This window comes from Rhizobium sp. CCGE 510 (assembly GCF_000292525.1).
Taxonomy (GTDB): Bacteria; Pseudomonadota; Alphaproteobacteria; order Rhizobiales; family Rhizobiaceae; genus Rhizobium.
The window spans coordinates 104951-131495 of record NZ_AEYF01000026.1; the positions used below are offsets into that span (position 1 = coordinate 104951).

Genomic DNA, 26545 nt, shown 5'->3' on the forward strand with positions numbered 1-26545 from the left:
TTTGATCCCGGGCGGAAGCTCCGTCCCAGCGATTGCGCCGCGAGGCCAACACTATCAAGGGCGAGAAAGCCGATGTATCGCGCCATAAAGATTTTCCTCATCACGCTCAGCCTGACATTTTCGGGCCTTACATTTTCTGGCCTCGCATTTCCGGGCCTGGCAACATCGAGCGAAGCTCGGGCAGAGGACGATATCCACGTGCTTATCGACGCGCTCGGCGTCGGCGACTTTCCGGAACGCGAGGCGGCGATCAAAGCGTTGGTCGCTTCCAAGGACACCCATGTCAGCCAGATCCTGCAGCAGCTGAGCGACGGCCTTCTCTACGTCAATTCGGACGGCGGCCCGGTGCTCCTCCAGGGCGGCACCGATGACGAACCGACCTATTCCGATCCGATCACCGGCGAAGCCGCTGCCGATGTCGATCCTGATCTGATGACCAAGGTCAAGATCAACAATGCACTTCGCGGCGTCATCAGCGCGGCCACCAGCCAGCTCACGCTGATGAGCCCGGATCGTTCCGCGCGGCTCGCGGCGGCACAAGGTCTACTGAAAGACGCCGATCCCGCCAATCTCGACCTGCTGACTGCGGCGCTTGCTGTTGAAAAAGACGCCGACATCAAGAATACGATGGAAGCGGCGCGCGCGGTGCTGCTGCTGAAGACGGATGCGAGCGTCGAGGACAAGAAGGCTGCGATCGATACGATCGCTGCTCGCGGCAATCGCGATGCACTGACCATCCTCACGACCACACTCGAAACCGCGCCGGACGATCTGAAGCCGGCGATCCAGGCAGATATCAGTTCCATCAATCGCAGCCTGGCGCTGTGGGATATCGTTCAGAACATCTGGTACGGATTGTCTCTCGGCTCGGTGCTGCTGCTTGCCGCCATCGGCCTTGCCATCACCTTCGGCGTCATGGGCGTCATCAACATGGCGCATGGCGAAATGGTGATGATCGGCGCCTATACCACCTATGTGGTGCAGGAATACATTACCTCGACCTTTCCCGGCGTGGCGGACTATTCGCTTGCCTTTGCCGTGCCGGCCGCCTTCGTCTTTACCGGCTTCGTCGGTCTGGTGATCGAGCGCGCCGTCATCCGCTATCTCTACGGCCGGCCGCTCGAAACGCTGCTCGCCACCTGGGGCGTGTCGCTGATCCTGCAGCAGGCCGTGCGCAGCATCTTCGGCCCGACCAACCGCGAGGTCCGCAATCCGACCTGGATGTCCGGCGTCTTCGATCTCGGCGGGCTCTCCATCACCTGGAACCGGCTGTGGATCATCGTCTTTTCGATGGTCGTCTTCGTGACGCTGCTGCTGCTGCTCAAGCGGTCAGCCTTCGGCCTGCAGATGCGCGCCGTCACGCAGAACCGCCGCATGGCATCGTCGATGGGCATCCGCACCGGCTGGGTCGACGCCTTCACCTTCGCGCTCGGTTCGGGCATTGCCGGTATTGCCGGCGTGGCGCTCAGCCAGATCGACAATGTCTCGCCGAACCTCGGCCAATCCTACATCATCGACAGCTTCATGGTGGTCGTCTTCGGCGGTGTCGGCAATCTCTGGGGCACGCTGGTCGGCGCGCTGTCGCTCGGCGTCGTCAACAAGTTCCTCGAGCCCTTTGCTGGCGCCGTGCTCGGCAAGATCCTGGTGCTCGTCCTCATCATTCTTTTCATTCAGAAGCGTCCCCGCGGGCTCTTCGCACTCAAAGGAAGGGCGGTGGAAGCATGATAACGGCCTTCCTTCTCCGATCACTCGATCGCAAGATCGTTATTGCCATCGCCTTGCTGCTGCTGGTCGCCGTCCTCGTGCCGGTGCTGAACCTGATGACAGGGCCGACCCATCCGCTGCATGTGCCGACCTATGTCATGTCTCTTTTCGGCAAATATCTGACCTATGCGCTGCTGGCGCTGGCGCTCGATCTCGTCTGGGGCTTCTGCGGCATTCTCTCGCTTGGCCACGGTGCCTTCTTCGCGCTCGGCGGTTATGCGATGGGCATGTATCTGATGCGCCAGATCGGAACTCGCGGCAGTTACGGCGATCCAATCCTGCCCGATTTCATGGTGTTCCTGAACTGGAAGGATCTGCCCTGGTTCTGGTACGGCTTCAACCACTTCTGGTTTGCGGCGCTGATGGTGCTCGTCGTGCCCGGCCTGCTCGCCTTTGTCTTCGGTTGGTTCGCCTTCCGCTCACGCGTCAACGGCGTCTATCTCTCGATCATCACCCAGGCGATGACCTATGCGCTGCTGCTGGCCTTTTTCCGCAACGACATGGGCTTCGGCGGCAATAACGGGCTTACCGATTTCAAGGATATTGTCGGCTTCAACGTCCAGGCTGACGGCACGCGTGCAACTCTCTTTGCGGCAACTGCGGTCTTGCTGGCGCTGTCGCTGCTGCTTGCCTCGGCGATCGTGCGCTCGAAGTTCGGCAAGGTGCTGGTCGGCGTGCGCGATGCCGAAAGTCGTACGCGCTTCCTCGGTTACCGCGTCGAACACTTCAAGCTCTTCACTTTCGTCGTCTCGGCGATGATGGCGGGCATTGCCGGCGCGCTCTACGTGCCGCAGGTCGGCATCATCAATCCCGGCGAATTCGCTCCCGCCAACTCGATCGAAGTGGTCATCTGGACTGCGGTTGGCGGACGGGCGACGCTGATCGGGCCGATCATCGGCGCGATCCTCGTCAATGGCGGCAAGACGATCTTCACCGGCCTCTTCCCTGAGTTCTGGCTGTTTGCGCTGGGTGGCCTCTTCGTCGCCGTCACGCTGTTTCTGCCGAAGGGCGTCGTCGGCACGATCGCGCAATATCTCGGCAAACGGAAACCCGTTTCCCATGCTGCCCCGGCGGCTCAGGAAGACGGCATCGAGCCGAAAATCCAGGCAGCGGAGTGAGCGCCATGATCCCCGACGTCAAACCCAACAGCGTGCTTTATCTCAACGGCGTCTCGGTTTCCTTCGACGGCTTCAAGGCGTTGAATTCGTTGTCGATCGTCATCGAGCCCGGCGAGCTTCGCGCCATCATCGGCCCGAACGGCGCCGGCAAGACCACGATGATGGATATCATCACCGGCAAGACCAGGCCCGACGAGGGGGAGGTATTCTTCAACGGCACGATCGACCTCACCAGGAAGGACGAGGCCGACATCGCCCAGCTCGGCATCGGCCGCAAGTTCCAGAAGCCGACCGTCTTCGAAAGCCATACGGTCTGGGACAATCTGGAGCTGGCGTTGAACCGGCGCCGCGGTGTGTTCTCGACGCTGTTCTACCGGCTTTCGGGTGAAGACAAGTCACGCATCGAGGAGATCCTCGAAACGGTGCGGCTGACGCATCGCCACGACGAATTCGCCGCCAACCTGTCGCACGGGCAAAAGCAATGGCTGGAGATCGGCATGCTGCTGGCGCAGGAACCCAAGCTCCTGCTTGTCGACGAGCCGGTGGCCGGGATGACGGATGCGGAGACGGCGGAAACGGCGATCCTGCTCAAGGATATCGCCAGGACCCGCTCGGTCGTCGTCGTCGAACACGATATGGGTTTTATCCGCGACCTCGGCGTCAAGGTGACGTGCCTTGCCGAAGGTTCGGTGCTGGCGGAAGGATCGATCGAGTTTGTGAGCTCCGATCCAAAGGTGATCGAGAATTATTTGGGGCGGTGAGCGTCGTGTTTGCCGGATGCCCCTCACCCTAAAAACGGGGCGAGGGGACGTGCCATGCGAGAGGTGGACGAGGGACGGACAGGTCGCGGCATATTCCCTTCTCCCCGCAAGCGGGGAGAAGGTGGCGGCAGCCGGATGAGGGGCAGCGGCCTGCTCCGACAGCAGTTTGAATGTAAAGGGAAACCGATGCTGACAGTCGAAAACGCAAACCTGCACTATGGCGCCGCCCAGGCGCTGCGTGGCATGTCCATCAAGGCGGAGATGGGCAAGATTACCTGCGTGCTGGGGCGGAACGGCGTGGGGAAGAGTTCGCTTCTGCGCGCCGTGACCGGCCAGCATCCGCTGTCGGCCGGCACCGTTACCTTCAATGATACCCGGCTTAACGGTCTGCCGCCCTTTGCCCGCGCCAAGCAAGGTATCGGCTATGTGCCGCAGGGGCGCGAGATCTTCCCGCTGCTGACAGTCAAGGAAAATCTCGAAACCGGCTTTGCGCCGCTTGGCCGCCGCGACCGGAATATTCCCGACGACATCTTCAGTCTCTTCCCGGTGCTGAAGTCGATGTTATCGCGTCGCGGCGGCGATCTTTCCGGTGGCCAGCAGCAGCAACTGGCGATCGGACGCGCCATGGTGACGCGGCCTCGGATTCTCGTCCTCGACGAGCCGACCGAGGGCATTCAGCCGTCGATCATCAAGGATATCGGCCGGGCAATCCGTTACCTGCGCGATTCCACCGGCATGGCGATCCTGCTCGTCGAGCAATATCTCGACTTCTGCCGTGAGCTTGCCGATTACGTCTACATCATGGATCGGGGCGAGATCGTGCATGAAGGCCTTGCCGAAACGCTGGATACGCCGGAGGCTCGTCGCCATCTGACTGTCTGATCGGCAAATGCCGCATTTTTCACCGGGTGAGATTGCGCCTTTGAAATCTTCCAGGTCCGCTGCGGGTATCCCTGGAGGGCATGGGAATTGCTTGCTTTCCGTTGTCGGCGCGATTGAATGAAACCGGTGGCGCGACCGAAAGGGACGGTATGATGATTGCGGCGGCGGGGACGAGACCGCAAAGAGCGGAGGGACGCGGGCATCTGGCGGCAAAGCTGTTTGACGGCCGCACGCGTCTCCGTGATCTCTATCAGGAGGGCGCGGCAAAGATCCGTCTGCCCGATACATTCGATGCCTCGATGGAAGCCGTCATCATCAACACAGCAGGTGGGCTGACGGGTGGGGACCGGATGGACTGGAGCGTCGTGGCCGGTCCGGGCACGCGCATCGACGTCACCACCCAGGCCTGCGAAAAGATTTACAAGGCATCGGCGGGCACGGCCGAGGTGACGACCAGCATCAAGGTCGGAGCCCAAGCCCGGGTCGACTGGCTGCCGCAGGAAACGATCCTGTTCGATAGGGCAGCGCTTTTCCGCCGGCTCGAGGTCGATCTTGACGAGAGCGCTGAATTTCTGGCCGTGGAAGCCGTGCTGCTCGGCCGCAAGGCGATGGGCGAGACGGTGGAAACCGGGCTGTTTCGCGACCGCTGGCGCATCCGACGCTCGGGTCAACTGATTCACGCCGAAGAGCTCAGACTTTCCGAAGGTGTATCGGCGCTGGCGGCGCGGCAGGCGGTGCTCGGAGGACAGGTGGCCTTTGCGACGCTGCTTTATACCGGGCCCCTTTCGGAAGCCTATCTCGGCAGGGTGCGGCCGCTCATCGAAGGATCGATGGGCGGCGCGAGCGCCTGGGAGGGCAAGCTCGTCGTCCGCATTGCGGCAGCCGACGGTTTCTCACTCAGAAAAATCCTGATCCCAGTCATTTCCGCCTTGCGCAACGGTGCGCCTGTGCCGAAAGTCTGGAATCTATGAACTCAAGCATGAAGCATGATCGTCTCCGAAAACGGCGTCACACTTTTCGGCGGCATGCTTCGGTCAAGCAAATGGACAAGCAATGAACCTCACTCCGAGAGAAAAAGACAAGCTGCTGATATCGATGGCGGCGATGGTGGCGCGGCGGCGGCTGGAGCGCGGCGTCAAGCTGAACTATCCCGAGGCGATCGCGCTGATCAGCGATTTCGTCGTCGAAGGTGCCCGCGACGGCCGTCCTGTCGCCGAACTGATGGAGGCCGGCGCCCATGTGATCGGCCGCGGCCAGGTGATGGAGGGCATTGCCGAGATGATCCATGACGTGCAGGTAGAGGCGACGTTCCCGGATGGAACCAAGCTCGTCACCGTGCACGAACCGATTCGGTAAGGAGACAGGGATGCTCGAACTCAGGCCCAATTGCGAATGCTGCGACAAGGATTTGCCGCCGGAGAGCGCGCAGGCACGGATCTGTACCTACGAATGCACCTTCTGCGCCGATTGCGTCGACGACGTGCTGAAGGGTGCCTGCCCGAATTGCGGCGGCAATCTTGTTGTCAGGCCTATTCGGCCGGCGGCGATGCTCGTCAAAAATCCGGCGTCGACAGAACGTGTGCTGAAGGCCGAGGGCTGCGCGCCCAAGGCGGCTTAAGGAGGACGAGATGATTCCGGGCGAGATCATTGCCGCAAGCGGCGACATCGAACTGAACGCCGGCGCGTCGACGGTAACGCTGGATGTTTCCAATACGGGCGACCGGCCGGTGCAGGTCGGCAGCCACTATCATTTCGCCGAGACCAATGCCGGGCTGTCGTTCGATCGCGCGGCAGCGCACGGTACGCGACTCGATATTCCGGCGGGAACGGCCGTCCGCTTCGAGCCGGGGCAGACGCGTTCGGTTACGCTCATCCCGCTTTCCGGCAAGCGCGAAGTCTATGGCTTCCGTCAGTTGGTAATGGGCAAGCTTTAACGGGAGAGGCGGATGCGCTTGAACATTTGCCTCATCGGGGCGGCGATGCTGGTGGCGGCTGGTAGCGCCTTTGCCCAGGACATCGATTGCCAGAATCCGAAGACGCAATCGGACATGACCTCGTGCGAGGCGGCGCGTCACGAGACTGCCGACAAGGCGCTGAATGCGCAATACAAGAAGACGCGCGCCGCCATGGTGGCGATCGACAAGGACCTGGATGGCGACATGAAGGGTGCGGAACAGGCGCTGGTCAAAGCGCAGCGTGCCTGGATCGATTATCGTGACGCCGAATGCGATGCTGTCGGCTTTCAGGCCCGCGGCGGCACGATGGAGCCGATGCTGGTCGCCGGATGCCTGGCCGAGGTGACGGACAAACGCACGAAAGAGCTGAAAGAGCTCGAAGACACGATGGGCAATTAAGGTGATCAGGAAGATCATGATCGTCGGCAATGGGGATGTCGGAGAGGGAATGGCTGGTGTCATCGATGCCGCCGATTTCGTTATCCGTTTCAACGATTGCCGCTCCTATGGCGCGGGCGGCAGCCGCACCGACGCCGTTGCCGTCTGCAATACCGGCAGGCCGGCAAAGGCGATGCTCGGTTCAAAAGAGTGGCGTGCGCATGCCGGTGTCGTCTCGGCATCGGAAATCTGGAGCGTGCGCGATCCGGAAAAATTTGTGGCGATGCGAGCGCCGCTTGCCGTCTCGCATCCGGAACTCGATGATTTCTGCGACGACTATACGGACGAGTTCACCGCCTTCTGCGCCGACACCGGCAAGGCGCACGTCGTCATCGGCAAATCGGTCCACGAAGCCGTCGATGCCTCGCTCTCGGCCTTTGCTCCGGCGCCCTATGTCGTGCCGAGCAGCGGCATGATCGTCATTGCCGCGTTGCTGAACAGCTATGCCGATGCCGAGGTGACGCTTGCCGGGTTCGGTCATGTCGGCTGGGAATGGCACCCGTTTGCCGCCGAAAGGCAGCTTGTCGATGCCTATATTACCGCGGGCCGCCTCAAGCGGCTTAGCGGGGAAACGCTTATCTCTTCCTCCCACGGAGCCTGATGGATGCCCTACAAGATCTCGCGCGCCGCCTATGCCGGCATGTTCGGACCGACCACCGGCGACAAGGTGCGCCTTGCGGATACGGAACTCTTCATCGAGATCGAGAAGGATTTCACCACCTATGGCGAGGAGGTGAAGTTCGGCGGGGGCAAGGTCATTCGTGACGGCATGGGCCAGAGCCAGGTGACGCGGGCGGATGGTGCGGTCGATACCGTCATCACCAACGCCGTGATTGTCGATCACTCCGGCATCTACAAGGCCGATATCGGGCTTAAAGACGGGCGCATCGTTGCGATCGGCAAGGCGGGCAATCCCGATATGCAGCCTGGCGTCAATATCATCGTCGGTCCGGGCACGGAGGCGATCGCCGCTGAAGGCAAGATCGTCACTGCTGGCGGCATGGACAGCCATATCCACTTCATCGCGCCACAGCAGATCGAGGAAGCGCTGATGTCAGGCATGACCTGCATGCTCGGCGGCGGCACGGGGCCGGCGCACGGCACGCTTGCCACTACCTGCACGCCTGGTCCCTGGCATCTCGCGCGCATGATCGAAGCGGCCGACGCCTTCCCGATGAACCTTGCCTTTGCCGGCAAGGGCAATGCCTCGCTGCCGGGGGCGCTGACCGAGATGGTGCTGGCCGGCGCCACCTCGCTGAAGCTGCACGAAGATTGGGGCACGACGCCAGGCGCCATCGATTGCTGCCTGTCGGTCGCCGACGAATATGACGTGCAGGTGATGATCCACACCGATACGCTGAACGAAAGCGGCTTTGTCGAAGATACGATCGGCGCCATCAAGGGCCGTACCATCCATGCTTTCCACACGGAAGGGGCGGGTGGCGGGCACGCGCCTGACATCATCAAGATCTGCGGTCAGCCGAACGTCATTCCGTCGTCTACCAATCCGACCCGGCCCTATACGGTCAACACGATCGCCGAGCATCTCGACATGCTGATGGTCTGCCATCACCTGTCGTCGTCGATCCCCGAGGATATCGCCTTTGCAGAAAGCCGCATCCGCAAGGAGACGATCGCCGCCGAGGATATTCTGCACGATATCGGCGCCTTCTCGATCATCTCGTCTGACAGCCAGGCCATGGGTCGCGTCGGCGAGGTGGCGATCCGAACTTGGCAGACGGCTGACAAGATGAAGCGGCAGCGCGGCAGGCTGAAGGAGGAAAAGGGCGACAACGACAATTTCCGTGTTCGCCGTTATATCGCCAAATATACGATCAACCCGGCGATTGCCCATGGCCTCAGCCATGAGATCGGCTCGGTCGAAGTCGGCAAGCGTGCCGACCTCGTACTCTGGAATCCGGCCTTCTTCGGCGTGAAGCCCGACATGGTGCTGCTCGGCGGATCGATCGCCGCCGCGCCGATGGGCGATCCGAATGCATCGATCCCGACGCCGCAGCCGGTGCACTACCGGCCGATGTTTGCCTCCTATGGCAAGAGCCTGACCAATTCCTCCGTCACCTTCGTCAGCCAGGCCTCGCTCGATGCCGGTCTGAAGGGCCGGCTCGGCGTTGCCAAGCAACTGGTCGCGGTGAAGAATACGCGCGGCGGCATCTCCAAGGCATCGATGATCCATAACGACCTGACACCCGAGATCGAGGTCGATCCGGAGACCTATGAGGTCAGGGCAAACGGCGAATTGCTGACTTGCGAGCCGGCGACAGTGCTGCCGATGGCGCAGCGCTATTTCCTGTTTTAGGCCGGCTCGCTCCATGCGTCCCGGACGGTTCCGATGAGAACAGGAATCCGCTGGTTTTTACGGATCGCATTCCTGCTTGTGCTTTTGGTGGCTTGCGGAACCTTTATTCCCCGGCCGCTGATTGCCCCGGTCAAGGCGTCGTCTGCGGCGGCGACGCATCGGATTCTGCTGCTGTCGGGACCGATCCACACCGATATTGCCATTCCGCTCGACGAGGAGACGCGGGCTGCCTTTTCCTTTCTCGCCGATACCGGTTTTCCGCTCGGCCATCCGGATGCGGAATGGCTCATTGTCGGCTGGGGCGGTCGCGCCTTCTATCTGGAAACCCCGACCTGGGCGGAGTTGAAGCCGTTGCCGGTGTTGCGGGCGCTGACGATCGACCGTTCGGTGCTGCACGTGGACCTTGCCGGTCACATCAGCGAGCCGCAGGCAAGCGTTGCGGCATTCGATATCGGTGACGATCAATTGGCGGGTCTGCGCAATTTTATCTCAGACAGCTTCGTTCGCGACGCGGGCTCGGTGGTGCCGATCCCGGATGCAGGTTACGGCGAAATCGACCGGTTCTTCGAGGCCAAGGGATATTTCAACGCCCTCTTCGGCTGCAACACCTGGACGGCTGCCGCGCTGCGCTCGGCGGGGCTTCGGACCGGCCTGTGGAATCCGTTTCCGCAATCATTGCGATTGTCTGTCGCTGTCTACAATTGAGTCAACGGCGGACCGTTCCGCTCTTGAAATGAATTGTGAACGGAACTCTCCATCAGGTTGTAAAAATCGCTGAAGAAACCGGTATTCTCACCGGATAGATCATTCTGAAACAGCCCTATTTCCAGACCTAGAAAAGCTGTTTTAAATCAATCATCTAATGGTCTCCGCGCACTGTCCGATTCAGGGATTGGAAGGCTGCATCTCCTGCTAGAAAAAATCTGTCCACCGAATCGTCCGAAACCGTTCGAATTTTAACGAGTCGGTTAAGACACCCGCAGCAATTCGACTCTTATCAATGTCTTGAAACGCCGGGCAAGAAGGTCGATTCTCATGAGAAACTGGATGTCGCTGCAGGCCGATTTCGGCAGTTTTCAACATCGCAGAAATGTCTATCTCTTTGCGTTGAAGATGAGCTTTCTTGCAGTCCTTCTCTCCGGCGTTGTCATTTCGCTGACGATACCGCCGCTCGGCTTTTTCGGACTGCTACCGATGACACTCGCGCACGCGATCGGCTTCGTAGCTATTTTTTCCTGGCTCATCGGCGGGACGGTTTCCGGCATGCTGTCGCTGGCCGCCGGTTTTGCCCTGCATGAGCTGACGCTGTCGCGGTCGGAGTTCGAAAAACTCAGCCGAACGGACACGCTTTCCGGATTATTGAACCGGCGGGCTTTCACGGAGGCGCTTGAAAACACGGAGGGCGACGCCTCGCTTGTCGTTTTCGATGTCGACCGCTTCAAGGCGATCAACGATCGCTTCGGCCATGCCTGCGGCGATGCCGTCATCACCGCGGTCTCGGCTATGCTCATATCCGCCTTCGATGAGATGTCCGTCGTCGCACGGTTGGGTGGGGAGGAGTTCGGCGTCATTGTCTCCGGCGAGCCGCTGGAGGCGCGGATGGAACGCATCGAAGGTGTCCGGGCCCGGATCGCAAGCGGCGCTATCGCGGCCGAGGGGCACGATATCCGCGTCACCGTTTCCGGCGGTGTCGCCGATCTCGCCGCCGGGCGCAACAAACAGGCGGTCTACGCTTCGGCTGACCGGGCGCTCTATCTCGCCAAGGCGCTCGGGCGCAATCGCGTCGTACACGAGCGGGAAGGCTTGCATCATGCCTGGCACGGGCTCGTCGACAATGGCCCTGATGCCAAGGGCAGGGAAACTGAGAGCGACAACGTGATGCAGGCTTACGGAATATAAAAGCCCGACGCGCGCACAAAGGCCATTGGTGCTTGCATCGGAAACGGCTATTTTGCATGGTCGTCGTCTCAGCAAAGCGGACATATCCATGCAGCGCGTTACCTCCTATCTCCCCGCCGGAACCCCGTCCTCCCATCCGACCGCCCAGGTCAAGCTGCCGCACGATCTGCGCCATCTGCGCCGCAAGCTGCTGCATCTGGAAAATGGCGAGATGGTCATGCTCGATCTCAAGGACCCGGTTCTTTTCGCCAACGGCGACCTGCTGGTGCGCGACGACGGCGAACTGATCGAAATTCTCGCGGCTGATGAGAAGCTCTTCGAAATTCGCGGGCGCGACCGCGTGCACCTGGTCGAGCTTGCCTGGCATCTCGGCAACCGTCATCTCGCAGCCCAGATCGAGGAAGACCGCATCGTCATCCTGCGCGATCATGTCATCCGCACCATGCTGCAGGGCCTTGGCGCGACCGTCCTCGATATCGATGAGCCGTTCCAGCCGGCGCGGGGAGCCTATCATTCCCATGGCGGCCATTCGCATGAGCACGATCATGATCACGGGCACAATCCTAATCAGGGCCATGACCACGATCACGAACATGGCTACGAGCATGAGCATGAGCACCGCCACGACCACGGCCATGACCATGATCACGGACATCACGGCCACAAGCACGACTGAGGCTGGATGACCGGGGATCGTGAGCTGCACGCATTGCTGCGCCTGACGGCATGGCTCTCGCCGGCCTTCCCGATTGGCAGCTTTGCCTATTCGGGCGGGCTGGAGCGGGCCGTGGCTGACGGGCTGGTCACGGATGCGGCCTCGCTTGCTGCCTGGATCGGCACGCTGATCGGCCATGGTTCGGTCTGGAACGATGCGGTGCTGCTGGCCGAAAGCCACAGGTGTCAGGATGAACCCGCGCGCCTTGCCGAAATCGCCTCACTCGCCGCCGCACTTGCCGGATCGCGCGAGCGCCATCAGGAAACCATGCTGCTTGGCGAGGCGTTCCTGGCGGCGGCGCGGGCCTGGCCGGACGGCGTGTTCGATAGGTTGCCGGACAAGGTCGCTTATCCCATTGCCGTCGGGGCGGTGACGGGTGCGCACGGCATAGGGCCTGAGAAGGCGCTTGCCGCCTTCCTGCATGCCTATGTCTCACAAGCAGTTTCATCCGGCATCCGCCTCGGCGTCGCTGGTCAGAAGGACGGTGTTGCCGTGATTGCCGGCCTCGAAGAGCGGATTGCGGAAGTCGCCCGGCGTGCGGCAGCCTCCTCGCTTGACGATCTGGGCTCGGCAACGATGCAGGCCGATATTGCCAGCCTGCGGCACGAGACGCAGGCGACGCGGCTGTTCCGCTCGTGATCATACCAAATTATCACTGCGACTGCGTCATTTGACGGTGGCGCGCGATGGCAGCGTCGCTATCATCGAGGTTCGATTGGAGTAAGGCACATGAAATCAAGAAACGGACCTTTGCGCGTCGGCATCGGTGGGCCGGTCGGCTCGGGCAAGACGGCGCTGACGGAAAAGCTCTGCAAGGCGATGCGCGACGACTATTCCGTCGCGGTTGTCACCAACGACATCTACACGACCGAGGATGCCGAGGCGCTGGTGCGCATGCAGGCGCTGCCTTCGGACCGCATCGTCGGTGTCGAGACCGGTGGCTGCCCGCATACCGCCATTCGCGAGGACGCGACGATCAATCTCCAGGCGATCGCCGGCCTCAACCGGCGGATCCCCGATCTCGACGTCGTCTTCATCGAATCCGGCGGCGACAATCTAGCAGCGACCTTTTCGCCCGATCTTGCCGATATCACCATCTATGTCATCTCCGTCTGCCAGGGCGAGGAAATCCCGCGCAAGGGCGGGCCTGGCATCACCCGCTCGGACCTGCTCGTGATCAACAAAAAGGATCTGGCGCCCTATGTCGGCGCCGATCTCGAGGTGATGGATCGGGACGCCACACGCATGCGCGCGGCACGCCCCTTCGTCTTCTCCGACATGAAACGCGGCGAGGGCGTCAGCTCGATCGTCAGTTTCCTCAGAGAGCAGGGCGGACTCTGACGACCAGATCTGGCGGAGAAGATTGATGTCGCTGATAGCGGCGAGACGGCAAAACGAAACGGGCCGGGAGATCGCTCCCGGCCCGTTTCATTTTCTGGGCATTGCTTATTCCGCTGCGAAGGGTGGCAGGCGGAGCACGTTGGTGTCGTTGCCGTTGGCGCTCTTGCGCTTGCTTTCCGGCTTTTCGATCGCGGTCAACCGCTCCTCCAACGAGTCGATGTCGCTGCGGTTCTCGCGGGTGACGCGGGAGAGATCCTCGCGCGACAGCGGCAACTCCTCCTCGTCCTTCCTGCCGACCAGGCGGCCGAACATCCAGCCGAGCAGGCGGGACAAATCGTCCATGATCAGGAAGAAGGAGGGTACGACGACGAGCGAGAGGACCGTCGAGACGATGATGCCGCCGATCACCGCGATCGCCATCGGTGCGCGGAACGAGCCGCCTTCGCCGACGCCGAGCGCGGAAGGCAGCATACCGGCCGACATGGCGATTGAGGTCATGATGATCGGCCGGGCGCGTTTGCGGCCAGCTTCGACCATGGCTTCGACGCGGGCCATGCCCTGGTGGCGCATTTCGATCGCGAAATCGACAAGCAGGATGGCGTTCTTGGTGACGACACCCATCAGCATCAGGATGCCGATCATGACCGGCATCGACAGCGGGTTGCTGGTGATGATCAGAGCCGCCGCGACACCGCCGATGGCGAGCGGCAGCGAGAGCAAGATGGTGAAGGGCTGAATCACGTCCTTGAAGAGCAGGATCAGCACTGTCAGCACCAGCAGGAGGCCCATCAACATGGCGTTGACGAAACTCTGCTGCATCTCGCTCTGCACCTTGGTGTCGCCGCTTTCGGCAAGATGCACGGAGGCCGGGATATTAGCTGATTTGACGATTTCGCGGAAGCGGGCCGAAGCCGTGTCGAGTGCTACGCCCTGCGGCAGGTCGGAGCCGATCGAAACGACGCGGTAGCGGTTGTTGCGCTTGATCGAGCTTACGCCTTCCGAATAGTCGATATCGGCGACGCTTGAAAGCGGAACGGTGCCGCCGCTGGCGGTCTGGATCTTCAATGCGCGGATGGCCGAGAGATCGCGGCGCATGTCGACTGCCGCCTGGACACGGATCGGGATCTGGCGATCATCGAGCGAGATCTTGGCAAGAGCCGCATCGACATCGCCGATGGTGGCGACACGGATCGTTTCGGAGATCTGCTGCGGCGTGATGCCGAGGCGTGCGGCCTCGTCCTTACGCGGATAAACCTGCAGTTCCGGACGGGGCAGGGCGCCGTCGGCGCTGACATTGGCAAGCAGCGGGTCGGCGCGAAGCTTGGATTCCAGAATGCCGACAGCGTCGTTCAGGTCTTTCTCGTTCTTGGAGAGAAAGTTAAAGGCGAGGTCGCGTTCGCCGCGGTCGTTGAGTTTCAGGATATGGACGTCGGGAATGTCGCGCAGCTTGGCGAAGACTTCCTTTTCGATATCCCATTGCGGACGCTCACGGCCGTGGACTTCCACCTTCGGCAGCATCGGACCGATGAAGGGGATGTGGCCGAGCCCGTCATTGACCATCTTCTTGACCAGCGATTGGTCGAGCTTATCGAGCGCGAGCGTGATGGTCGCACGGCGCAGCTCAAGATCGCCCTTCGGCGATGCGCCGCCGAGGACGAAGACGCTTTCGACGCCGTTGATATCCTTGACCCTGTCATAGATCGCATCGGTCGTCTTCTCGGTATCGTCAAGCCGTGCATTGGGCGGCAATTCGACGGAAAGAACGATGCGCGAGGCATCTTCCGGCGGCAAAAAGCTGCCGGGAACCTGCATGAGCAGCAAAACGGAGCCGGCCAGGAAGCCGAACGCCACAAGCAGCGTCGCATAACGCGTGTACCAGCGCCCCGTCGTGCCGCGTATCAGGCGTGTGTATCCACGCATCAGCAGGCTGTCATTGTCGTGGTGATCGTCGACGCCGTCTTCGGCGCGCATGAGATAGGCGGCCATCATCGGAGTGATGAGGCGCGCCACCATCAGCGAGAAGAACACGGAGAAGGCGACAGTCAGGCCGAACTGAATAAAATACTGGCCCGGAATGCCCGGCATGAAGGAAACCGGCACAAAGACGGCGATGATGGTGAAGGTGGTGGCGATGACGGCAAGGCCGATTTCATCAGCCGCCTCGATCGCTGCCCGATAAGGCGTTTTGCCCATCTTGATGTGGCGGGCGATGTTTTCGATTTCGACGATCGCGTCGTCGACGAGGATGCCGGTCGCAAGCGTCAAAGCGAGGAAGCTGACGAGGTTCAGCGAGAAGCCCATCATGTCCATGATCCAGAAGGTCGGGATCGCAGACAGCGGAAGGGCGATTGCCGAAATCAGCGTCGCGCGCCAGTTCCTCAGGAACAGGAAGACGACGATGACGGCGAGCAGTGCGCCTTCGAGCAGCGTATGGATGGCGGCTTCATAGTTGCCGTAGGTGAAATAAACCGAATCGTCGATCAGTTCGATCTTCACGTTCGGGTTTTCGGTCCGGACCTTGTCGAGGCTCTGCGCTACGGTTTCGGCGACGCTGACTTCGCTGGCGCCCTTCGAGCGGAAGACACCGAAGGTGACAACCGGCGTGGCGTCAAAACGTGAGAAGGATTTCGGCTCTTCATAAGTGTCCTTGATGACGCCGAGATCGGACAGCTTGACGAAGCGGCCGTTCGGCAGCGCGATCGTGGTGTCGGCAAGCTCGGCGACGTTGCGGGCATCGCCCAGAACACGGATCGCCTGTTCGCTGCCGGCCACCTGGCCGCGGCCGGAACCGAGATCGATATTGGTGCCGCGCAGCTGCTGATTCACACTTGCGGCAGTAATGCCATAGGCATCGAGCTTGCCGGGGGTAAGTTCGATGCGCACTTCGCGGTCTGCGCCGCCATAACGGTCGACGCGGCCGATGCCGGCCTGTCCCTGCAGCGATCGCTTGACGCTATCGTCGACGAACCAGGAGAGCTCTTCCAGTGACATGTCAGGCGAGGAAACGGCGAAGGTCTGGATCGCCTGGCCTTCGACATCGACCTTGGAAACGATCGGTGTTTCGGCCGTCGCCGGCAGATCGCTGCGGATGCGGTCGATCGCATCCTTGGTGTCTTGTACCGCCTGTTCCGTCGGCACTTCCATCCGGAACATGACGACGGTCTGCGAGCTGCCATCGGTCACCGTCGACTGGATTTCATCGATGCCGGTGATGGAGGCGACCGCGTCTTCGATCTCTTTCGTCACCTGCATTTCGAGTTCGGCCGGCGAAGCGCCGCTTTGCGTCACGTTGATCGAAACGAGCGGCACGTCGATGTTCGGAAAGCGGGTGATCGGCAGCGCATTGAAGGACTGCATGCCGATGAAGACCAGCAGGCAGAAGGCCAGGAGCGGCGCGATGGGATTTCGAATGGACCAGGCTGAAAAATTCATCGGATGGTCTCTTTAGTTGGAAGCCGGGGGCTGTTCACGCACCGGAGTGATGTGGTCGCCGTCACGGACATAAGCGCCCGCCTTGGCCACCACCTCGTCGCCGGTCTTCAATCCATCGACGATCTCGACATAGGCACCGTCCTGGATACCGGTCTCGACCTTGGCGAATTTCACCACGCCTTCCTCCACCTTGCGGGCGGAGGAGCCTTCGTTGCCGGTGAGCACGGCTGTCAGGGGAAGCGATACGCCCTCAGTCTCGCGAACGATGATCTCGGCGCTGCCATACATGCCGGAACGCGCCTTGCTGTCGTCGTCGATGGAGATATGGACGAGGCCGAGGCGGGTGACCGGATCGACGGTCGGCGAAACCAGGCGCACAGCGCCGGAAAGCTTCTCGCGGCTGCCGGAGAGCGAAATCGCCGCCTTCTGGCCGGCCACGATCTTGACGATATCGCTTTCGGCGACCTCGGCGACAAGCTCGACATCGCCGTCGCGGATGATGGTGAACAGCGGATCGCCGTTGCCGGCGGCAATGGCGCCGACCTTGGCGTTCTTCGCCGAGACGGTGCCGGCGACCGGTGTCTTCACATCGGTGCGCGCCAGCTTCAAATCGGAATCGGCGATCTGGCTGTCGAAGACCTTGAGGTCGGCTTCGGCGACCTCGATCGCCTGTTCGGCGGAGACGACGCGGGCATTGGCGGCGGCGGCGGTCGCATCAGCCTGCTCGACCTGGGCGGTGGAAACCGTACCCTTCTTGCCCATCTCCTGGGCGCGGGCCTGCTGCTGCCTGGCCTGTTCGGCATTGGCCTGTGCCTCGATGAGCTGGGCGCGCAGCTGGGCAAGGCTTGCCTCGCCCTTGGCTTTCGTCGCCATCATCTGGCTCTTCGTCAGCACCAGCGCATCATCGTTGAGCGTCGCCAGCGTGCTTTCCGCCTGAACCTTGTCGCCGATATCGGCTTTCAGCGTGCGGATCGACAGGCCCTCGACCTGCGGCTGGATATAGACTTCCTCGACGGGCTTGACCGTTCCCGTGCCGATGACACGGTCGACGAGCGTTCGGTTTGTCGCCTTGGTGACGACGATCGCCGGCAGGTTCTGCTGCGGTTTTGCGACCGGCGCTTCCTGCGAAAATGCGGTGGATGCAGCGAGAGCCGCTGCAAAAAGGGTGGATGCGCCTAGAATTCCAATCGGCTTGCGTGCCATGCGTCTTCGTCCAATCTTGTAACAAGCTTAGCCGAACTCGCGCGTCTGTCCTTCAGCTCGCGACCAGGCCACTGCCTTTCCTGCATTCTCAAGGGTATCCACACATCATTGCCGTCTTCATCCCTCGCCGGCAAATCGGCTTCTAATTGGTATCGATTTGCTCGATATGCAAGCCCGGCAGAAAACAATTCCCCCTGAGCCGATAATAGTTACCATCGGAAACTGAATCAATCACCGCAGGGTTATGTGACCATGACGATGATTGATCGCGCTTCTACCCCAATGACGTTTAACGCCCGACAAATGCGACAGTTTGCAGGCGTTTTTTCATGCAGGCAGGAAAAATAAGAAACGCGCGGAGATCTCTCCGCGCGTTTCCCTTTGCTTTGCTTGCCGCGATTACTTGGAAGCGGCGTCGGTAATGTCGTGCGTCCAGGCGCCAGCGGGCTCCTTGCTGATAATCTTCTGGTCGAGCAGCGCTTTCGCCGTACGGGCATAGAGCGCCTCGTCCAGCTTGCCGGAGCTGTCGCCGACCAGCTTGGCGACTTCGCCCATCATACGCTTCTGGTGGTTGTCGTCCTGGCCGCCATTGTCCATGACGATCCCGGCGGCTTCGTCGGGGTTTTCGGTCGCATATTTCCAGCCCTTCATCGAGGCGCGAACGAACTTGACCATCTTCTCCTTGAAGGCCGGATCTTTCAGCTTGTCTTCCATCGCATAAAGACCGTCTTCGAGAAGGTCGTTGCCCATCTCGGTGTAGTTGAAGACCGTCAGTTCTTCCGGCTTGAAGCCGGCATCGATCGCCTGCCAGTATTCGTTATAGGTCATGACGGAGATGCAGTCGGCCTGTTTCTGGACAAGCGGCTGCACGTCGAAGCTCTGCTTCAACACGGTGACGCCATTGGCGCCGCCTTCTGTGGACAGGCCGAGCTTGTTCATCCAGGCGAAGAACGGATATTCGTTTCCGAAGAACCAGACGCCGAGCGTGTGGCCCTTGAAGTCGGCTTCGGTCTTGATCGGGCCATCCTTGCGGCAGACCATTTCCAGGCCGGCCTTCTGATAGGGCTGGGCGATATTGACGAGCGGAACGCCCTTTTCGCGGGCAACCAGGGCGCCGCCCATCCAGTCGACGATGACGTCGGCGCCGCCGCCGGCGATCACCTGCTCGGGAGCGATATCGGGACCGCCCGGCTTAATATCGACGTCGAGGCCTTCTTCCTTGTAAAATCCCTTGTCCTTGGCGACGTAATAGCCGCCGAACTGGCTCTGCGTGACCCATTTCAGCTGCAGAACCACCTTGTCGGCGGCCATCGCGTGAGCTGATGCCAGCGACATCGCGCTCGCCATCATTGCAACCATCAACTTTTTCATTTTGTTATCCTTACCCTCTGAAGTTATGCCCGGGCCGTTTTCAAAGCCCGTGCGCGTCTAGCCACCACGGATAGACGGATGCCAGAACGTCACCGCCCGTTCGGTCAGGGCGATGATGCCATAAAAGATCGAGCCGGCCAGCGCCGCGACGGCGATTTCCGCCCAGACCATGTCGACATTCATGCGGCCGATCTCGGTGGAGATGCGGAAGCCCATGCCGACGATCGGCGTTCCGAAGAATTCGGCAACGATGGCACCAATCAGCGCCAGCGTCGAGTTGATCTTCAGTGCGTTGAAAATGAAGGGCATGGCTGCCGGAAGCTTGAGCTTCAGCAGCGTCTGCCAGTCGCTCGATGCATAGGTGCGCATCAGGTCACGCTCCATGCTGCCGGAGGCGGCAAGGCCGGCGACGGTGTTCACCAGCATCGGGAAGAAGGTCATGATGATGACGACGGCGGCCTTCGACGGCCAGTCGAAGCCGAACCACATGACCATGACGGGAGCGACGCCGATAATCGGCAGGGCCGACACCATGTTGCCGATCGGCAGGAGACCGCGGCGCAGGAAGGTGATGCGGTCTGCGAGCACCGCGACGACAAAGCCGCTGAGGTTGCCGACGATGTAACCGATCAACACCGCTTTGAAGATCGTCTGCCTGACATCAGCACCGAGGATCGGCAGGGAGGCCGTGATGCGCATGCCGATGGCGCTCGGCGGCGGCAGGATGATGAAGGGAATGCCGGCGCCGCGCGTTGCCGCTTCCCAGAGGATGAGGATCCAGGCGCCGAAGATCGCCGGGATCAGCAGTTGGAGCGTCGATTTGCCGAAAGCAGTGACGGGCTGCAGTTTCGAGAGCTCCGTGACGCATCGCCAGGCGAGCAGCCAGCAGGAAAAGAGTAGCAGGAAGAACGCCCGCGTCGCCAGACCCTCGTTGCCGGAAAGTGCGGAAAGCAGCATCCAGGCGGCACCATGCGCGCCGATAAACAGCACGGTGGCGCGGTAGGCAGGCGGCTGCGGCGCAAAAGACAGCAGGGTCGCCGCGGCAACGATGATGAAGATGAGGCTTGCCGTGCCGTCGGTTAAGGGGTGTGCCGCGCCTTCGGCGAAAAGCGGCAAGCTCATCAGTGACACGAGACAGAGAAGAAGGGCAACCGTGCCTTGCCAGGAGAAGGTCAGATGTCTCATGCCGGTCTCCCGCCCATGACGCGGTCGACGATCTTTGCCGCAACCCCGACGATCGCGACCAGGATGCCGGCCAGCAGCGATCCGGCGACGAGAGCGGCCCAGATATCGATGGTCTGGCTGTAATACGAGCCGGCAAGCAGCTTCGAGCCGATGCCGGCAACGGCACCGGTCGGCAGTTCGCCGACGATGGCGCCGACGAGGCTGGCGGCGATCGCCACTTTCATCGAGGTGAACAGGAAAGGGATCGAGGCCGGAACCCGCAACTTCCAGAACGTTTGCATCGGGCTGGCATAATAGGTGCGCATCAGGTCGAGATGCATGATTTCAGGCGAACGTAAGCCTTTCACCATGCCGACGGCGACGGGGAAGAAGGAGAGGTAGGTGGAGATCAGCGCCTTGGAGACGAGACGGGAGGCGTCGGAATCGAGGTTCAACAGATGTGCGAGCGCATTGTCGCCGGTCAGCACATTGTAGGAGATGATGACGATCATCGGCGCGATGGCGAGGATCGGTATGGTCTGGCTCGCCACCAGCCAGGGCATCAGCGAGCGGTCCATGGCGCGGTTATGTACGATCAGCACGGCAAGAAGGATGCCGAGCAACATGCCGAAACCGAAGCCGAGCAGGGTCGAGGAGAGCGTCACCCAGCTATGATAGACAAGGCTGCGATTGCTCGAAAGGCTGCGCAGGACGGTGTTCTCGTAGACGTTCTGCGCCACCTGATGCGGCGCCGGCAGGATCGGTTTCGGCTGCGCCAGCGTCTTGCCGATGAATTCGATGGTCGTCGGTGTGGCGCCGGCGCGGCTGTCCATGTCGCGCTGAAACGGCGCGTTCATCAGGACGGCAGCCACATACCAGATGGCGACGAGGGCGAGCAAGATGGTGGTGACCGGGACGATCTTGTCCTTGAAGGTGTCGGGTTTCACAGCGATCGTCCCCATTTTTGGGCGTCGAATGCGTAGCGACCCCCCTCTGGGGGGAGATCGATATGCGGAAACGGCTTCCCCAAACAACGAAAGGCCCCTGATCCAGCATGGAAGCATTGAGAAGCCACGCGCTATCCCCTTGCCGATCTCCCTCCTTGTGGGGGAGATGCCCGGCAGGGCAGAGGGGGGTAAGCTCCGAACTCAAGCGCCTAAACCTCATGGCTATGCCCCGTCCTCAGCCCCTCGCGGACGCGATGGGCGATTTCCAGGAATTCCGGGGTGTCGCGGATGTCGAGTGGGCGTTCGGCCGGCAGGGTGGAGTCGATCACATCGGTCACGCGGCCCGGGCGCGGCGACATCACCACGATCTTAGTCGAGAGGTAGACCGCCTCGGGGATGGAATGGGTGACGAAACAGATCGTCTTGTTGGTGCGCGCCCAGAGTTTCAGCAACTCTTCGTTCAGATGGTCGCGGACGATTTCATCAAGCGCGCCGAAAGGTTCGTCCATCAACAGCAGGTCGGCGTCGAAGGCGAGTGCGCGGGCGATCGAGGCGCGCTGCTGCATGCCGCCGGAAAGCTGCCAGGGGAATTTCTTCTCGAAGCCGGAAAGGCTGACAAGATCAAGGGCTTCGGCGATGCGCCTTGCCCGGTCGGCGCCGGAATATCCCATGATCTCCAACGGCAGGGCGATATTGTTTTCGATGGTGCGCCAGGGATAGAGCGCCGGCGCCTGGAAGACATAGCCGTAGGCGCGGGCTTTGCGAGCCTCTTCCGGCGTCATGCCGTTGATCGAGATCTCGCCCGAGGTGCTCTTTTCGAGATCGGCGATGACACGCAGGAAGGTGGTCTTGCCGCAGCCGGACGGGCCGATGAAAGAGACGAAATCGCCCTTGCGAACATCGAGATTGACATCGGTCAGTGCACGCACCGGGCCGTCATTCGCCTGGTAGGTGAGACAGAGATCCTTGGCGGATACGACGGAGGGTGCTTGCATCAATGCGACCGTTCTTGTTTTCGCCGCGGGGACGCGGTTTGCATGTTACCATCGCCGCCGGTCTTGCCGGCGGCACATTTCATGGAGGAACAGAATGGACGCGACATCAAAGCCCACCTGCCACATCGTTCGCCCCAACCATGCCTATGACGGCAAGCAGGGGCTCAGCTATTTCGAAGGGATCGCGGCCGAGACGGTCGGCGCCAAGGGCATCTGCATGCACCTGCTGACGATCCAGCCGGGTGTGCGCGCCAAGGCGCATCTGCACGAGGCACACGAGACGGCGATCTACATGCTCTCCGGCGAGGCTCACACCTGGTACGGAGACCGGCTCGAGCATCACGTCATCGTCCATGCCGGCGAACTTTTCTATATCCCGGCCGGCGTGCCGCACCTGCCGGCAAACCTCAGCAGCACGCCGTGCACGGCGATCATTGCGCGCACCGACCCGAACGAACAGGAAAGCGTCGTGCTTCTGCCGGAGTTGGACGGGATCGTGCCGGCGTAACCTTATTTGCATAGAGGCATCGGCCCCCAGTGTATCGCCGCATCGTCGGTGAAGGTGACGATGTAACCCTTCTGGCCGAACGTCAGTTTCGCCGTATAACCGGTGCCGTTCTCCTCACCCTCTTCCTGGCAGGAGACGGTGGCGGTAAAGGATTTTCCTTCGGTCTTCAGCACCTTCTTGAATTCGCAAGAGGATGCGGCGGTGGTGATCGCCTCCGGCGTCAGCAGGAAGAAATCGTCGGAGCCGGTGGACTCGCCTGACCTGGCGTAGGCGCAGCCGTCCTTGTTGCCGTAGCTTCCCGTGATCGGCAGCGCATCCGCGGCGGCTGATGTCGCCATCGCCGCAAAGGCCAGAATGACGAGCGCGAAGCGGCTACGGCGCACCATCGTCATACTCCACTTGCCGGGATGCCGCTGCGCGTCACCTTGCGGGGCGCGGTGATCTCCTTCCACTGGGAAAGCGCCTTGCTGACCGCCGTCACCGGTTCACGCTTGACGAATTCGCCGTGACCCTCCCGGGTCTTGATGGTGCTTTCCTCGATCGCGACGATCCCGCGCGTCAGCGTGTAGCGCGGCAGGCCTATCACTTCCTTGCCTTCGAAGACATTATAGTCGATCGCCGACTGCTGGGCCTTGGACGAGATGGTCTTGGAACGTTTCGGGTCCCAGACGACGATATCGGCATCGGCGCCGACGAGGATCGCGCCCTTCTTCGGATAGATGTTGAGGATCTTGGCGATGTTGGTCGAGGTGACGGCGACGAATTCGTTCATCGTCAGCCGACCGGTATTGACGCCGCGTGTCCAGAGCATCGGCATGCGGTCTTCGAGACCGCCGGTGCCGTTGGGGATCTTGGTGAAATCCCCGACACCGGAACGTTTCTGTGCCGTGGTGAAGGCGCAATGGTCGGTGGCGACCACCTGCAGCGAGCCGGAGGCAAGGCCTGCCCAGAGCGAGTCCTGGTGCTGCTTGTTGCGGAAGGGTGGCGACATGACGCGGCGGGCGGCGTGATCCCAGTCGGGGTTGGAATATTCGCTCTCGTCGAGCGTCAGGTGCTGGATCAGCGGTTCGCCGTACACGCGCATGCCCTTGGCACGGGCGCGGCGGATCGCCTCGTGCGCCTGTTCGCAGGAGGTGTGGACAATATAAACCGGGCAGCCGGCCATGTCGGCGATCATGATCGCGCGGTTGGTGGCCTCGCCCTCGACTTCGGCCGGGCGGGAATAGGCATGCGCCTCGGGGCCGTTATTGCCTTCTGCCAGCAGCTTTGCCGACATCGAGGCGACGACGTCGCCGTTTTCGGCGTGCACCAGCGGCAGGGCGCCGAGTTCGGCGCAGCGCTGGAAGGAGGCGAACATCTCGTCATCGTCGACCATCAGCGCACCCTTATAGGCCATGAAGTGCTTGAAGGTGTTGATGCCCTTGTCGCGAACGATGGTCTCCATCTCCTTGAACACCTGCTCGCTCCACCAGGTGACCGCCATGTGGAAGGAATAGTCGCAGTTGGCCCGCGTCGACTTGTTGTCCCACATGGTCAGCGCTTCGAGCAGCGACTGGCCGGGTGCAGGAAGGGCGAAATCGACAACCATGGTGGTGCCGCCGGAAAGGGCCGCACGCGTGCCGCTCCCGAAATCGTCGGAGGAATAGGTGCCCATGAAGGGCATTTCGAGATGGGTGTGCGGATCGATGCCGCCGGGCATAATGTAACAGCCCGTCGCATCCAGCGTTTCGTCGCCCGAGAGGTTCGGACCGATCTCTACGATCTTGCCGCCGTCGATCTTCACATCCGCCTTGTAGGTGAGGTCGGCCGTGACGATGGTGCCGTTTTTGATGACTGTAGTCATGTTCGTTCCCTATCCTTATCTGTGGACTCGGCTGGCGAATAGAAGCTCGACAATTCGGAGCTGAATTCGAGTCGGCCCTGCAATCCTGCCAGGACCGTTTCCAGGACCGAGCGTCGCTCACGCGAGATTTCCTGATTCCAGAAGCGCAAGACCGAATAGCCATTGGCGTTGAGCCATTCCGTTCGGCTTTGATCGGTCGCGCTCTCGGCATGCTGGAAGCCATCGACTTCTACAATCAGTCGCTCTTCGCGACAGAGGAAATCGACGACGAAGGGGCCGAGCGGAACTTGTCGCGCGAATTTGTAGCCGTTCAGGCGTCGTGCGCGTAAGTCGTTCCAGAGGTGGTATTCCTCTTCGGTTTCGTTGCGGCGAAGCTGGCGGGCTTGCCCGGTTTTCGCGGGGCGATGTTTACGGATATCCTGTTTGATAATTTTCGTCGCACCCGGAGCCCCCTCATCCGCCCTTCGGGCACCTTCTCCCCGAGGGGAGAAGGTGGAAGCAGCAACGTCAGCCGCTCCCTTCTCCCCAGCGGGGAGAAGGTGGCCCGAAGGGTCGGATGAGGGGGCTCCGGGCGCGACATTAGACATCACAGCACGATCTCCGCCGTCTCCACCACCGCATGGAACAGCACATCTGCACCCGCCGTCGCCCACTCCTTGGAAATCTCTTCCGCCTCGTTGTGCGAGAGACCGCCGACGCAGGGGCACATGACCATCGTGGCAGGCGCGACCTTGGCGGCCCAGCAGGCGTCGTGGCCGGCGCCGGAGATGAGGTTCATGTGGCTGTAGCCGAGGCGCTCGGCGGCGGAGCGAACCGAGGTGACGAGCTTTTCGTCGAAGGTGATCGGCTCGAAGTGGCCGATCGCCTCGATGGAACAGCTGACACCCAGCGCACCGCAAATCTTTGGCGCTTCCGCTTCGATCTTTGCCCGCATGCGGTCGAGTTTGGCCTTGTCGGGCGAACGGATATCGACGGTGAAAACCACCTTGCCGGGCAGCACGTTGCGCGAGTTCGGGGAGAAGAAGACCTGGCCGACACCACCGACGGCGCCGGGCTGCTCGTCCATTGCCACGCCCTGGACCATTTCCAGGATGCGGGCCATGGCAAGGCCGGCATTGACGCGCAGGTTCATCGGCGTCGAGCCGGTATGGGCTTCCTTGCCGGTCAGCGTGAATTCCAGCCACCAGAGGCCCTGGCAGTGGGTGACGACGCCAATCTGCTTTTCTTCGGCCTCGAGGATCGGTCCCTGCTCGATATGATATTCGAAATAGGCGTGCATCTTGCGGGCGCCGACCTCTTCGTCGCCAACCCAGCCGACGCGCTTCAGCTCGTCGCCGAACAGATTGCCCTCGGGATCCTTGCGATTATAGGCAAAGTCCAGGCTGTGCACGCCGGCGAAGACGCCTGAGGCCAGCATGGCTGGGGCAAAACGCGCGCCTTCCTCGTTCGTCCAGTTGGTTACGACAACCGGGTGTTTGGTGTTGATGCCGAGGTCGTTCATGGTGCGCACGACTTCGAGGGCGGCAAGCACGCCGAGCACACCGTCATATTTGCCGCCGGTCGGCTGGGTGTCGAGATGCGAGCCGACATAGACGGGCAGGGCATCGGGATCGGTGCCGGCGCGGGTGGCAAACATCGTGCCCATGCGGTCGACGCCCATGGTCAGGCCAGCCTCGTCACACCATGTCTTGAAGAGGCTGCGGCCTTGCGCATCGGCATCCGTCAGCGTCTGGCGATTGTTGCCGCCTGCTATGCCCGGGCCGATCTTCGCCATGTCCATAAGACTGTCCCAAAGACGGTCGCCATTGACGCGCATGTTTTCGCCTGGTGCTGCCACCATTCTTCAAGCCCTCACCTGTTTGCGGCAGCCATGCAAGGAGCATGCCCGCCTG

Annotated in this window: 27 protein-coding genes; 17 read left to right on the forward strand and 10 right to left on the reverse strand. The window is 61.4% G+C overall.

Going from position 1 to position 26545, the window contains the following annotated elements; translation table 11 throughout:
- The first annotated feature begins 72 nt into the window (after positions 1-72).
- The 16 genes from urtB to ureG all read left to right on the forward strand — a co-directional run bounded on the left by urtB (position 73) and on the right by ureG (position 13190).
- Complete coding sequence (gene urtB / locus RCCGE510_RS13530; protein ID WP_007630714.1) at positions 73-1725, forward strand: urea ABC transporter permease subunit UrtB; 1653 nt, start codon at positions 73-75, stop codon at positions 1723-1725.
- Complete coding sequence (gene urtC / locus RCCGE510_RS13535; protein WP_007630715.1) at positions 1722-2882, forward strand: urea ABC transporter permease subunit UrtC; 1161 nt, start codon at positions 1722-1724, stop codon at positions 2880-2882. Before urtB ends, urtC begins: the two co-directional genes overlap by 4 nt.
- Before the next feature lie 5 nt (positions 2883-2887).
- Positions 2888-3643: an urea ABC transporter ATP-binding protein UrtD gene (urtD, locus tag RCCGE510_RS13540; protein WP_007630716.1), complete on the forward strand. Its 756-nt coding sequence runs from the start codon at positions 2888-2890 to the stop codon at positions 3641-3643.
- A gap of 186 nt (positions 3644-3829) precedes the next feature.
- Positions 3830-4525 carry an urea ABC transporter ATP-binding subunit UrtE gene (urtE, locus tag RCCGE510_RS13545; RefSeq protein WP_007630717.1) on the forward strand — a complete coding sequence of 232 codons (696 nt, stop codon included), beginning with the start codon at positions 3830-3832 and terminating at the stop codon, positions 4523-4525.
- 149 nt (positions 4526-4674) lie between these two features.
- Entirely contained in the window at positions 4675-5496 is an 822-nt protein-coding gene (locus tag RCCGE510_RS13550) for an urease accessory protein UreD (RefSeq protein ID WP_007630718.1), read from the forward strand.
- A gap of 82 nt (positions 5497-5578) precedes the next feature.
- Positions 5579-5881 carry an urease subunit gamma gene (locus RCCGE510_RS13555; protein WP_007630719.1) on the forward strand — a complete coding sequence of 101 codons (303 nt, stop codon included), beginning with the start codon at positions 5579-5581 and terminating at the stop codon, positions 5879-5881.
- Between the two features lie 10 nt (positions 5882-5891).
- On the forward strand, positions 5892-6143 hold the full coding sequence (locus RCCGE510_RS13560) for a DUF1272 domain-containing protein (protein WP_007630720.1): 252 nt from the start codon (positions 5892-5894) through the stop codon (positions 6141-6143).
- Between the two features lie 10 nt (positions 6144-6153).
- Positions 6154-6459 carry an urease subunit beta gene (locus RCCGE510_RS13565; protein WP_007630721.1) on the forward strand — a complete coding sequence of 102 codons (306 nt, stop codon included), beginning with the start codon at positions 6154-6156 and terminating at the stop codon, positions 6457-6459.
- A 12-nt stretch (positions 6460-6471) separates the two neighbouring features.
- Entirely contained in the window at positions 6472-6879 is a 408-nt protein-coding gene (locus RCCGE510_RS13570) for a lysozyme inhibitor LprI family protein (RefSeq protein ID WP_007630724.1), read from the forward strand.
- Positions 6880-6895: 16 nt separating this feature from the next.
- The gene (locus RCCGE510_RS13575) at positions 6896-7519 is read left to right on the forward strand and encodes a hypothetical protein (RefSeq protein WP_007630726.1); all 624 of its coding nucleotides are present in this window, start codon (positions 6896-6898) and stop codon (positions 7517-7519) included.
- Between the two features lie 3 nt (positions 7520-7522).
- Positions 7523-9235 carry an urease subunit alpha gene (gene ureC / locus RCCGE510_RS13580; RefSeq protein ID WP_007630727.1) on the forward strand — a complete coding sequence of 571 codons (1713 nt, stop codon included), beginning with the start codon at positions 7523-7525 and terminating at the stop codon, positions 9233-9235.
- A gap of 33 nt (positions 9236-9268) precedes the next feature.
- A complete protein-coding gene (locus RCCGE510_RS13585; RefSeq protein WP_007630728.1) occupies positions 9269-9940 on the forward strand; it encodes a TIGR02117 family protein in 672 nt (223 codons plus the stop codon).
- A gap of 330 nt (positions 9941-10270) precedes the next feature.
- A complete protein-coding gene (locus tag RCCGE510_RS13590) occupies positions 10271-11134 on the forward strand; it encodes a GGDEF domain-containing protein (protein WP_007630729.1) in 864 nt (287 codons plus the stop codon).
- Positions 11135-11222: 88 nt separating this feature from the next.
- On the forward strand, positions 11223-11810 hold the full coding sequence (gene ureE / locus RCCGE510_RS13595) for an urease accessory protein UreE (RefSeq protein ID WP_007630730.1): 588 nt from the start codon (positions 11223-11225) through the stop codon (positions 11808-11810).
- Positions 11811-11816: 6 nt separating this feature from the next.
- Entirely contained in the window at positions 11817-12488 is a 672-nt protein-coding gene (locus RCCGE510_RS13600; protein WP_007630731.1) for an urease accessory protein UreF, read from the forward strand.
- Between the two features lie 90 nt (positions 12489-12578).
- The gene (ureG, locus tag RCCGE510_RS13605; RefSeq protein ID WP_007630732.1) at positions 12579-13190 is read left to right on the forward strand and encodes an urease accessory protein UreG; all 612 of its coding nucleotides are present in this window, start codon (positions 12579-12581) and stop codon (positions 13188-13190) included.
- A 105-nt stretch (positions 13191-13295) separates the two neighbouring features.
- Here the strand turns inward: ureG and RCCGE510_RS13610 are convergent, their stop codons facing one another.
- The 6 genes from RCCGE510_RS13610 to RCCGE510_RS13635 all read right to left on the reverse strand — a co-directional run bounded on the left by RCCGE510_RS13610 (position 13296) and on the right by RCCGE510_RS13635 (position 22302).
- Positions 13296-16622, reverse strand: coding sequence for an efflux RND transporter permease subunit (locus RCCGE510_RS13610; RefSeq protein WP_007630733.1), 3327 nt, complete (start codon positions 16620-16622; stop codon positions 13296-13298).
- 12 nt (positions 16623-16634) lie between these two features.
- Entirely contained in the window at positions 16635-17825 is a 1191-nt protein-coding gene (locus RCCGE510_RS13615) for an efflux RND transporter periplasmic adaptor subunit (RefSeq protein ID WP_007630734.1), read from the reverse strand.
- 399 nt (positions 17826-18224) lie between these two features.
- On the reverse strand, positions 18225-19196 hold the full coding sequence (locus RCCGE510_RS13620) for an ABC transporter substrate-binding protein (protein WP_007630736.1): 972 nt from the start codon (positions 19194-19196) through the stop codon (positions 18225-18227).
- Positions 19197-19253: 57 nt separating this feature from the next.
- Positions 19254-20381, reverse strand: coding sequence for an ABC transporter permease (locus tag RCCGE510_RS13625; protein WP_007630737.1), 1128 nt, complete (start codon positions 20379-20381; stop codon positions 19254-19256).
- Positions 20378-21307 carry an ABC transporter permease gene (locus RCCGE510_RS13630; RefSeq protein ID WP_007630738.1) on the reverse strand — a complete coding sequence of 310 codons (930 nt, stop codon included), beginning with the start codon at positions 21305-21307 and terminating at the stop codon, positions 20378-20380. The genes RCCGE510_RS13625 and RCCGE510_RS13630 overlap by 4 nt, the downstream gene beginning before the upstream one ends.
- Before the next feature lie 209 nt (positions 21308-21516).
- Positions 21517-22302, reverse strand: coding sequence for an ABC transporter ATP-binding protein (locus tag RCCGE510_RS13635; protein ID WP_007630739.1), 786 nt, complete (start codon positions 22300-22302; stop codon positions 21517-21519).
- A 94-nt stretch (positions 22303-22396) separates the two neighbouring features.
- On the opposite strand from RCCGE510_RS13635, the gene RCCGE510_RS13640 reads away from it, so the two are divergent.
- The gene (locus RCCGE510_RS13640; RefSeq protein ID WP_007630740.1) at positions 22397-22810 is read left to right on the forward strand and encodes a cupin domain-containing protein; all 414 of its coding nucleotides are present in this window, start codon (positions 22397-22399) and stop codon (positions 22808-22810) included.
- 2 nt (positions 22811-22812) lie between these two features.
- Here the strand turns inward: RCCGE510_RS13640 and RCCGE510_RS13645 are convergent, their stop codons facing one another.
- Genes RCCGE510_RS13645 through RCCGE510_RS13660 form a run of 4 tightly spaced genes read right to left on the reverse strand, consistent with a single transcriptional unit; the run spans position 22813 to position 26493 of the window.
- A complete protein-coding gene (locus tag RCCGE510_RS13645; protein WP_007630741.1) occupies positions 22813-23196 on the reverse strand; it encodes a hypothetical protein in 384 nt (127 codons plus the stop codon).
- A 2-nt stretch (positions 23197-23198) separates the two neighbouring features.
- The gene (hydA, locus tag RCCGE510_RS13650; protein ID WP_007630743.1) at positions 23199-24653 is read right to left on the reverse strand and encodes a dihydropyrimidinase; all 1455 of its coding nucleotides are present in this window, start codon (positions 24651-24653) and stop codon (positions 23199-23201) included.
- On the reverse strand, positions 24650-25240 hold the full coding sequence (locus RCCGE510_RS13655) for a DUF559 domain-containing protein (protein ID WP_007630744.1): 591 nt from the start codon (positions 25238-25240) through the stop codon (positions 24650-24652). Before RCCGE510_RS13655 ends, hydA begins: the two co-directional genes overlap by 4 nt.
- Positions 25240-26493, reverse strand: a complete 1254-nt coding sequence (locus RCCGE510_RS13660; protein WP_037078617.1) for a Zn-dependent hydrolase — start codon at positions 26491-26493, stop codon at positions 25240-25242. The genes RCCGE510_RS13655 and RCCGE510_RS13660 overlap by 1 nt, the downstream gene beginning before the upstream one ends.
- Positions 26494-26545: the final 52 nt, after the last annotated feature.

What these genes read in the sequence shown, in the direction of transcription:
- urtB (WP_007630714.1), top strand. Translation starts at nt 73, where the DNA reads ATGTATCGCGCCATAAAGATTTTCCTCATCACGCTCAGCCTGACATTT.
- urtC (WP_007630715.1), top strand. Translation starts at nt 1,722, where the DNA reads ATGATAACGGCCTTCCTTCTCCGATCACTCGATCGCAAGATCGTTATT.
- urtD (WP_007630716.1), top strand. Translation starts at nt 2,888, where the DNA reads ATGATCCCCGACGTCAAACCCAACAGCGTGCTTTATCTCAACGGCGTC.
- urtE (WP_007630717.1), top strand. Translation starts at nt 3,830, where the DNA reads ATGCTGACAGTCGAAAACGCAAACCTGCACTATGGCGCCGCCCAGGCG.
- RCCGE510_RS13550 (WP_007630718.1), top strand. Translation starts at nt 4,675, where the DNA reads ATGATGATTGCGGCGGCGGGGACGAGACCGCAAAGAGCGGAGGGACGC.
- RCCGE510_RS13555 (WP_007630719.1), top strand. Translation starts at nt 5,579, where the DNA reads ATGAACCTCACTCCGAGAGAAAAAGACAAGCTGCTGATATCGATGGCG.
- RCCGE510_RS13560 (WP_007630720.1), top strand. Translation starts at nt 5,892, where the DNA reads ATGCTCGAACTCAGGCCCAATTGCGAATGCTGCGACAAGGATTTGCCG.
- RCCGE510_RS13565 (WP_007630721.1), top strand. Translation starts at nt 6,154, where the DNA reads ATGATTCCGGGCGAGATCATTGCCGCAAGCGGCGACATCGAACTGAAC.
- RCCGE510_RS13570 (WP_007630724.1), top strand. Translation starts at nt 6,472, where the DNA reads ATGCGCTTGAACATTTGCCTCATCGGGGCGGCGATGCTGGTGGCGGCT.
- RCCGE510_RS13575 (WP_007630726.1), top strand. Translation starts at nt 6,896, where the DNA reads ATGATCGTCGGCAATGGGGATGTCGGAGAGGGAATGGCTGGTGTCATC.
- ureC (WP_007630727.1), top strand. Translation starts at nt 7,523, where the DNA reads ATGCCCTACAAGATCTCGCGCGCCGCCTATGCCGGCATGTTCGGACCG.
- RCCGE510_RS13585 (WP_007630728.1), top strand. Translation starts at nt 9,269, where the DNA reads ATGAGAACAGGAATCCGCTGGTTTTTACGGATCGCATTCCTGCTTGTG.
- RCCGE510_RS13590 (WP_007630729.1), top strand. Translation starts at nt 10,271, where the DNA reads ATGAGAAACTGGATGTCGCTGCAGGCCGATTTCGGCAGTTTTCAACAT.
- ureE (WP_007630730.1), top strand. Translation starts at nt 11,223, where the DNA reads ATGCAGCGCGTTACCTCCTATCTCCCCGCCGGAACCCCGTCCTCCCAT.
- RCCGE510_RS13600 (WP_007630731.1), top strand. Translation starts at nt 11,817, where the DNA reads ATGACCGGGGATCGTGAGCTGCACGCATTGCTGCGCCTGACGGCATGG.
- ureG (WP_007630732.1), top strand. Translation starts at nt 12,579, where the DNA reads ATGAAATCAAGAAACGGACCTTTGCGCGTCGGCATCGGTGGGCCGGTC.
- RCCGE510_RS13610 (WP_007630733.1), bottom strand. Translation starts at nt 16,622, where the DNA reads ATGAATTTTTCAGCCTGGTCCATTCGAAATCCCATCGCGCCGCTCCTG.
- RCCGE510_RS13615 (WP_007630734.1), bottom strand. Translation starts at nt 17,825, where the DNA reads ATGGCACGCAAGCCGATTGGAATTCTAGGCGCATCCACCCTTTTTGCA.
- RCCGE510_RS13620 (WP_007630736.1), bottom strand. Translation starts at nt 19,196, where the DNA reads ATGAAAAAGTTGATGGTTGCAATGATGGCGAGCGCGATGTCGCTGGCA.
- RCCGE510_RS13625 (WP_007630737.1), bottom strand. Translation starts at nt 20,381, where the DNA reads ATGAGACATCTGACCTTCTCCTGGCAAGGCACGGTTGCCCTTCTTCTC.
- RCCGE510_RS13635 (WP_007630739.1), bottom strand. Translation starts at nt 22,302, where the DNA reads ATGCAAGCACCCTCCGTCGTATCCGCCAAGGATCTCTGTCTCACCTAC.
- RCCGE510_RS13640 (WP_007630740.1), top strand. Translation starts at nt 22,397, where the DNA reads ATGGACGCGACATCAAAGCCCACCTGCCACATCGTTCGCCCCAACCAT.
- RCCGE510_RS13645 (WP_007630741.1), bottom strand. Translation starts at nt 23,196, where the DNA reads ATGGTGCGCCGTAGCCGCTTCGCGCTCGTCATTCTGGCCTTTGCGGCG.
- hydA (WP_007630743.1), bottom strand. Translation starts at nt 24,653, where the DNA reads ATGACTACAGTCATCAAAAACGGCACCATCGTCACGGCCGACCTCACC.
- RCCGE510_RS13655 (WP_007630744.1), bottom strand. Translation starts at nt 25,240, where the DNA reads ATGTCTAATGTCGCGCCCGGAGCCCCCTCATCCGACCCTTCGGGCCAC.
- RCCGE510_RS13660 (WP_037078617.1), bottom strand. Translation starts at nt 26,493, where the DNA reads ATGGTGGCAGCACCAGGCGAAAACATGCGCGTCAATGGCGACCGTCTT.